This window comes from uncultured Lamprocystis sp. (genome assembly GCF_903933125.1).
Taxonomy (GTDB): Bacteria; Pseudomonadota; Gammaproteobacteria; order Chromatiales; family Chromatiaceae; genus Thiodictyon.
This window is the reverse complement of record NZ_CAIZIZ010000278.1, coordinates 1-5,383: the sequence shown is the minus strand read 5'-3', so window position 1 is coordinate 5,383 and position 5,383 is coordinate 1. Positions and strand designations below refer to the sequence as shown.

At 67.3% G+C, this 5,383-nt stretch carries 6 protein-coding genes; 5 read left to right on the top strand and 1 reads right to left on the bottom strand.

Going from position 1 to position 5,383, the window contains the following annotated elements:
- Positions 1 to 129 precede the first annotated feature (129 nt).
- Positions 130 to 1,062 (top strand): nitrogen fixation protein NifM, encoded by a 933-nt coding sequence (gene nifM / locus QZY03_RS13610; RefSeq protein ID WP_295581877.1) that lies wholly within the window; start codon positions 130 to 132, stop codon positions 1,060 to 1,062.
- Complete coding sequence (gene clpX, locus QZY03_RS13605) at positions 1,059 to 2,360, top strand: ATP-dependent Clp protease ATP-binding subunit ClpX (RefSeq protein WP_295581875.1); 1,302 nt, start codon at positions 1,059 to 1,061, stop codon at positions 2,358 to 2,360. The genes nifM and clpX overlap by 4 nt, the downstream gene beginning before the upstream one ends.
- 16 nt (positions 2,361 to 2,376) lie before the next feature.
- Here clpX and QZY03_RS13600 read toward each other — a convergent pair whose 3' ends face one another.
- Positions 2,377 to 2,793 (bottom strand): YchJ family metal-binding protein, encoded by a 417-nt coding sequence (locus QZY03_RS13600; RefSeq protein WP_295581873.1) that lies wholly within the window; start codon positions 2,791 to 2,793, stop codon positions 2,377 to 2,379.
- A 95-nt stretch (positions 2,794 to 2,888) separates the two neighbouring features.
- Between QZY03_RS13600 and QZY03_RS13595 the strand changes: the two genes are divergently transcribed.
- From QZY03_RS13595 to QZY03_RS13585, 3 genes are all read left to right on the top strand, one after another.
- On the top strand, positions 2,889 to 4,346 hold the full coding sequence (locus QZY03_RS13595; protein ID WP_295581872.1) for a DNA polymerase Y family protein: 1,458 nt from the start codon (positions 2,889 to 2,891) through the stop codon (positions 4,344 to 4,346).
- A gap of 118 nt (positions 4,347 to 4,464) precedes the next feature.
- Positions 4,465 to 4,737, top strand: coding sequence for a type II toxin-antitoxin system Phd/YefM family antitoxin (locus QZY03_RS13590; RefSeq protein ID WP_295581870.1), 273 nt, complete (start codon positions 4,465 to 4,467; stop codon positions 4,735 to 4,737).
- Between the two features lie 40 nt (positions 4,738 to 4,777).
- Positions 4,778 to 5,200, top strand: a complete 423-nt coding sequence (locus QZY03_RS13585) for a type II toxin-antitoxin system VapC family toxin (RefSeq protein ID WP_295581869.1) — start codon at positions 4,778 to 4,780, stop codon at positions 5,198 to 5,200.
- Positions 5,201 to 5,383: the final 183 nt, after the last annotated feature.

The following is a 5,383-nucleotide window of genomic DNA, read 5'->3' as shown; positions in this document are numbered from 1 at the left end:
CTTAAGCATAAACGCTGCGTGCTTCTGGTATCGGGGGCCGGTCTGGCCGACACAGGGGGCTCGGCACGGGACGCAACGTATCACAGAAATTACGTATCTCGCGCTTGGCGCGGTTTAACGAGCACATCCATGTCTGCTGAAGCCCTGAATCATCCGGCCGAGTTTCGTTACCATCTGCTGCGCGCCGCGGGTGAGCGTTTCCAGCTTGGCACCTGGGCTCTGGACGATGCCCAGCGGGCGGAGGCGATGCGACTGGCCCAGCGAACCTTTGAACTGGAAACCTTGGTTCTCGGGTCAGCGCAAGCGCGTGCGGTGGTGATCCCGCTCGACCAGGTTGAGGCCGCGGTGGGCGAGCTGCGCTCGCGCTACACGGATGCGGACGACTTTGTCTCGGACCTCGAACGCAATGCGCTGGATCTGGTCACCCTGCGCAGCGCGTTGCGGCGGGAACTGACCTTTGACGCGGCGATGCGGCGGGTGGGCGATCAACGGCTGAGCGTCGACGCCGTGGATGAACAGCTTTTCTTTGAGCTTCATCAGGACCGTTTCACCGTTCCGGAGCGGCGTGGTGCCCGCCACATCCTGATTACGGTGAACGACGCCTTCGCGGAGAACGGCCGGGAGGTGGTGCGGGCACGCATGGACCGGCTGGTGGCGGACCTGGACCGCTCCAGGGTTGGCCGTCCGGAGCGGTTTGCGGTCCTGGCGCGCGAGCAATCAGAGTGTCCGACGGCACTGCAGGACGGGCGTCTGGGTGAGGTCCGTCGGGGCCAGTTGTATCCGGCGCTCGACGCGGTTCTGTTCGCCATGGCCGTGGGTGAGATCAGCGGCCCGGTGGAATCCGAACTCGGCTTTCACCTGCTCCTGTGCGAGCACATTTTGCTGGCGCACGCGCTCCAGTTTACCGAGGCGCAGCCGCAGATTCGCCTGATGCTGGAAGAGCGGCAACGGCGCCGCAGCCAGACGGCCTGGATTGCGGAACTGCGCCTGGCGGCGGCTGGCGATGCGGCCGGGCCGACCGCGCCCGCCGCTCAGGCCTGGCGCGCGGGGCAGGCCGCATGAACATGCCGCCCCCTCACGCCTGTTCCTTCTGTGGCGCCGTTCAAGGCGCCGATACCCCCCTGATCGCCGGGATCGATGGCCATATCTGCGAGGCCTGCGTAGCCTTGGCTCACCAGGTGGTCACCAGTTGGGGCCGGACCCGCGCTTTGACCGGGCCACTGAAGGCTCCGCCCAAGCCGAAAGAGATCAAAGACCATCTGGACCGTTACGTGATCGGTCAGGAAACAGCCAAGGAATGCCTGGCGGTGGCCCTGTATAACCATTACAAACGGCTGGCGGCAGAAGCGAATCACCCCCGCCGTGTCCTGGACGATCCGGATCGGGTGGAGATCGATAAGTCCAATATCCTGATGCTCGGCCCCTCCGGAACCGGCAAGACGCTGCTCGCCAGCACCCTGGCGCGGATCGTCGGCGTCCCCTTCGTGATCGCCGATGCCACCACGCTGACGCAGGCCGGCTATGTTGGTGAGGATGTGGAAAGCATCCTCGCGCGGCTCCTGGATGCGGCCGGCGGTAAGCGTGAGCTGGCCGAATGGGGCATCGTCTATATCGACGAGATCGACAAACTGGCCCGCGTCGGGGAGAGCAGCCACGGTACCCGTGATGTGTCGGGCGAGGGCGTACAGCAAGCTTTGCTCAAGCTGGTGGAGGGGACCCAGGTCAAGATCAGCCCCAAGGGCCGCAAGGAGGGCAGCGAGATACCGGTGATCGACACCCGCAACATCCTGTTCATGGTTGGCGGGGCTTTTGCCGGTCTGGAGCGGGTGCTGCGGCGCCGGTTGGAGCCGGGCCCAGCCAGTATCGGCTTCCATACCGAGCCGAAGACGAAGTCCGATGCGCAGGGCGCCGGACGCATCTACGCCGAGACGCAACCGGACGATCTGCGCCACTTTGGCCTGATTCCGGAATTCATCGGCCGGTTCCCGGTGGTCGTCGCCCTGCACGATCTGGACGAGGCGGCGCTGGTGCGCATCCTCACCGAGCCCCGCAATGCCCTGGTGCGCCAATTCCAGCAGTTGTTTCTGTTCGAAGGCGTGGCCCTGGAGTTTACGCCTGAGGCGCTGGCCGCCATCGCCCGCAAGGCGATCGAGCGCGGGACCGGGGCGCGCGGTCTGCGCAGCGTGTTGGAAGGGCTGTTACAGCGGCCCATGTTTGAGTTGCCCTCCATGAGCGGCGTCACCGGCTGTCTGGTCGATGAGGCCGCCGTCAGCGGCGCGGGCGCCATCCGCTGGCAAGGGACGCAGGATGCGGACCAGGCCGACTCGGAAGACGGCCTTCCGCTGGCGGATGTCGGGTGAGGCCGAGGGGACGCGGTCAGCGACCGTGCTCCGGCGACAGGTCGCCGTCGACATAACACCAGCGGCCTTGATGGCGCGCGAAGCGGCTGCGCTCATGCAGCCGGTGTGCCCGCCCGCCCAGCTTGTAGCGGGCGACGAACTCCACCAGACCGCGAAGGTCCTCAGGCCCGCCAGCTTCAGTCGCGATGATCTTGAGCCCGAGCCACTGCACCTTGGGGTCGGCTTGCAGGTCCGGGGGTCGGGTGCTCGGGTGCCAGGTCGCGCGCACATACTCATCTTCGCATAAAGTGTATGCGCTGTAACGGGAGCGCATGAGCTGCTCCGCCGTGTCGGGTAGCGCGGCCCCGGCGATGAATCGGCCGCAGCAGTCCAGGTAAGCTGCCCCGGATCCGCAGGGGCAGGCGGCAGGTACGGCAGGCGTTTTGGTTTTCATTCTCTTTGACGATTCCCCCATTCCCCGCGGTCTACTGGACCGTGTTGGCGTAAGGCGGCTATTCTCCCAGGATCACCGGCCCGCGGGGTGCATTCATGCGCTGGCTTGCCATCCATCTCCCCGATCTGCCCCTGGAGGTCTTCGCGCGGGCGCGCACCGCCGAGGCCCCGCTCGCGGTCTGCGTCCACCGCCGCGGCGAGCGCATCCTGCGCTGTAACACCGCCGCGATGCGTGCGGGTATTCGTCCCGGCCAAGGGGTTGGTGCCGCCCGTGCGCTGTGTGCGGAACTGACCGTCATGCCCCGGCGGCCGGCCGCGGAACAGGAAGCCTTGGAGCACCTGGCCGCCTGGTCGATCCGCTTTACGCCCCAGGTCAGTCCGGCGCCGCCCCGCGCGCTGCTGCTCGACGTGGCGGCCAGTCTTCGCCTGTTCGGCGGGGCCGACGCCTTGCTTGCGCAGGTGAGCGTGGGGATCAGCGCAAGCGGCTATCACGGGCGGCTCGCCATGGCGCCGACGCCATTGGGCGCCCTGGTCTGGGCACGGCAGCTTGAGGCCTCGGCCGAGTCCGCGGGCTGGCCCGTGATCCCCGATCTGGACGCGTTGCATGCCGCAGTCGACGGTTTGCCCCTGGCCGCGTTGGGCCTCAGTGCGCGCGAGTGTGAAGACCTGACCGCTCTGGGACTGCGCCGCGTCGCCGATGTGTTGCGCCTGCCCCGTCCGGGGCTGCGCGAACGGCTGGGCCCCAAGCGGGTGGACTGGCTGGAGCGTCTGCTCGGCGAGACCCCGGACCCGCGCCCCATGTTCGTGCCGCCGCCCCGCTTCAGTGCGCGGATCGAACTGCCCGCGGAGGTCGACCTGGCCGAGTCGTTGGTCTTTCCCTGTCGGCGTTTGCTCGCCGAACTCGCCGGCTTCCTGGGCGGGCGTCAGGCCGGGGTGCCGCGGCTCGACTGGCGTCTTGGCCACGCCAGCCGGGCTGATACCTGCTTCAGCCTGGGCGCGGCCCAGCCATTGGCCGACCCGGAGCGCTGGCTGGAACTGCTGCGCGGCCAGTTGGAGCGGATGGAACTCCCGGCACCGGTGCGCGAGATCGCACTGGCCGCGACGGCTGTCCTGCCCTTGAGTCCGCGCAGCGGCGAATTGTTTCCGGAGTTGGCGCGGCCCGGCTGTCGCCCGGATCCCGCGCTGCTCGACCGCTTACGGGCCCGTCTGGGTCGGGACGCGGTGCGCGGACTCGCACTGGCGGCCGATCACCGTCCGGAGCGTGCCTGGCGCTGGAGCGAACCGGGCGAGACCGGCGGCGGCAGCGCGCGTCTGGATCGCCCGCTCTGGCTGTTGCCCCAGCCCGTGCCGTTGGAGGAGCGGGACGGTAAGCCCTGGCTGGACGGCGCGCTCGACCTGGGTGCGGAGCGGGAGCGGATCGATACCGGTTGGTGGGACGACTGCGCGGTGGCGCGTGATTATTTCATCGCCACCAGTGCGCGCGGCGAGCGTCTGTGGGTCTATCGGGAACTCAGGGGGCGTCGCGGCTGGTATCTGCATGGGCTTTTCGATTAGTTTCCTATCCGTTGAGGCTGGGGATTGCCTTTTTCGCCTCTGGTCCCCGGAACGCCCCTTTACAGGCGCCTCCGAACGGCTGATCATCAGCGCACCCGCTTTCGCCTGGGACATTGAAATGGAAGAGATCAACGTCACACAAGCCGCTCGGAATCTGACCGCACTGGTCAACCGCGTCGCTCGACAAGGCGCGAGCTTTGAGCTGACCCGCGGCGGCAGGCCGATTGCCCGTTTGGTACCCCCGAGCCCGTCGAAAGAGGTCAAGGTTCTCGAACTCAGCGCCTTGTTCGCCCGGCTGCCGCGGCTGGACCCGGACGACATTGATGCCTTCGAGCAAGACATCGGCGAGAGCGAGTGCGCCGTGGGCGCGGATCGGAACCCTTGGACCTAGGCCGAGCTCCCCCGAGCTTAAGACCGATAAGGCCGATGCCGTGGGACTGGTACTCGATACGAATGTGCTCATCCGCGCCGAACGAAGCGCGGGCGCTGGGTGTCCAACGCTCGATTTCAGCCCCTGGGCCGGTTACGGCAACGTCTACATCAGCTCGGTCACCGCCTCGGAACTGCTGGTCGGCGTCCACCGTGCGACCACACAGGCACGCCGCATCAAGCGATCGGCCTTCGTCGAATCGGTCCTGGCCGCCCTTCCGATCCTGGATTTCAACCTGGCGGCGGCCCGCGTTCATGCCGAGATCAAGGCGACACTCTATGCCCGAGGCGAGACCCTCGGCGCCAACGATCTCCTGATCGCTGCCACCGCCGTGTCCGCCGGACATGCCGTGCTCACCACGGATGTTGATGACTTCCGGCGCGTTCCTGGTCTTAAGGTAGTCTCCTTTGATGGTCCTCGCTGACCTGCACCGAGATTACACCGACGCGTCACCTAATCGCTTTATCTCGACTTTGGCCATTTTAGGCGATCTCGATCATCGTGCCAGCCGCGACCGGCAATCGCGGGGCGCGGGTCCGCACGGCGGACCCTGGGGGGACCACGGAACCAACCCGTCAGGCCCGCGGGCGGCCCCGGCGCGGCGGCG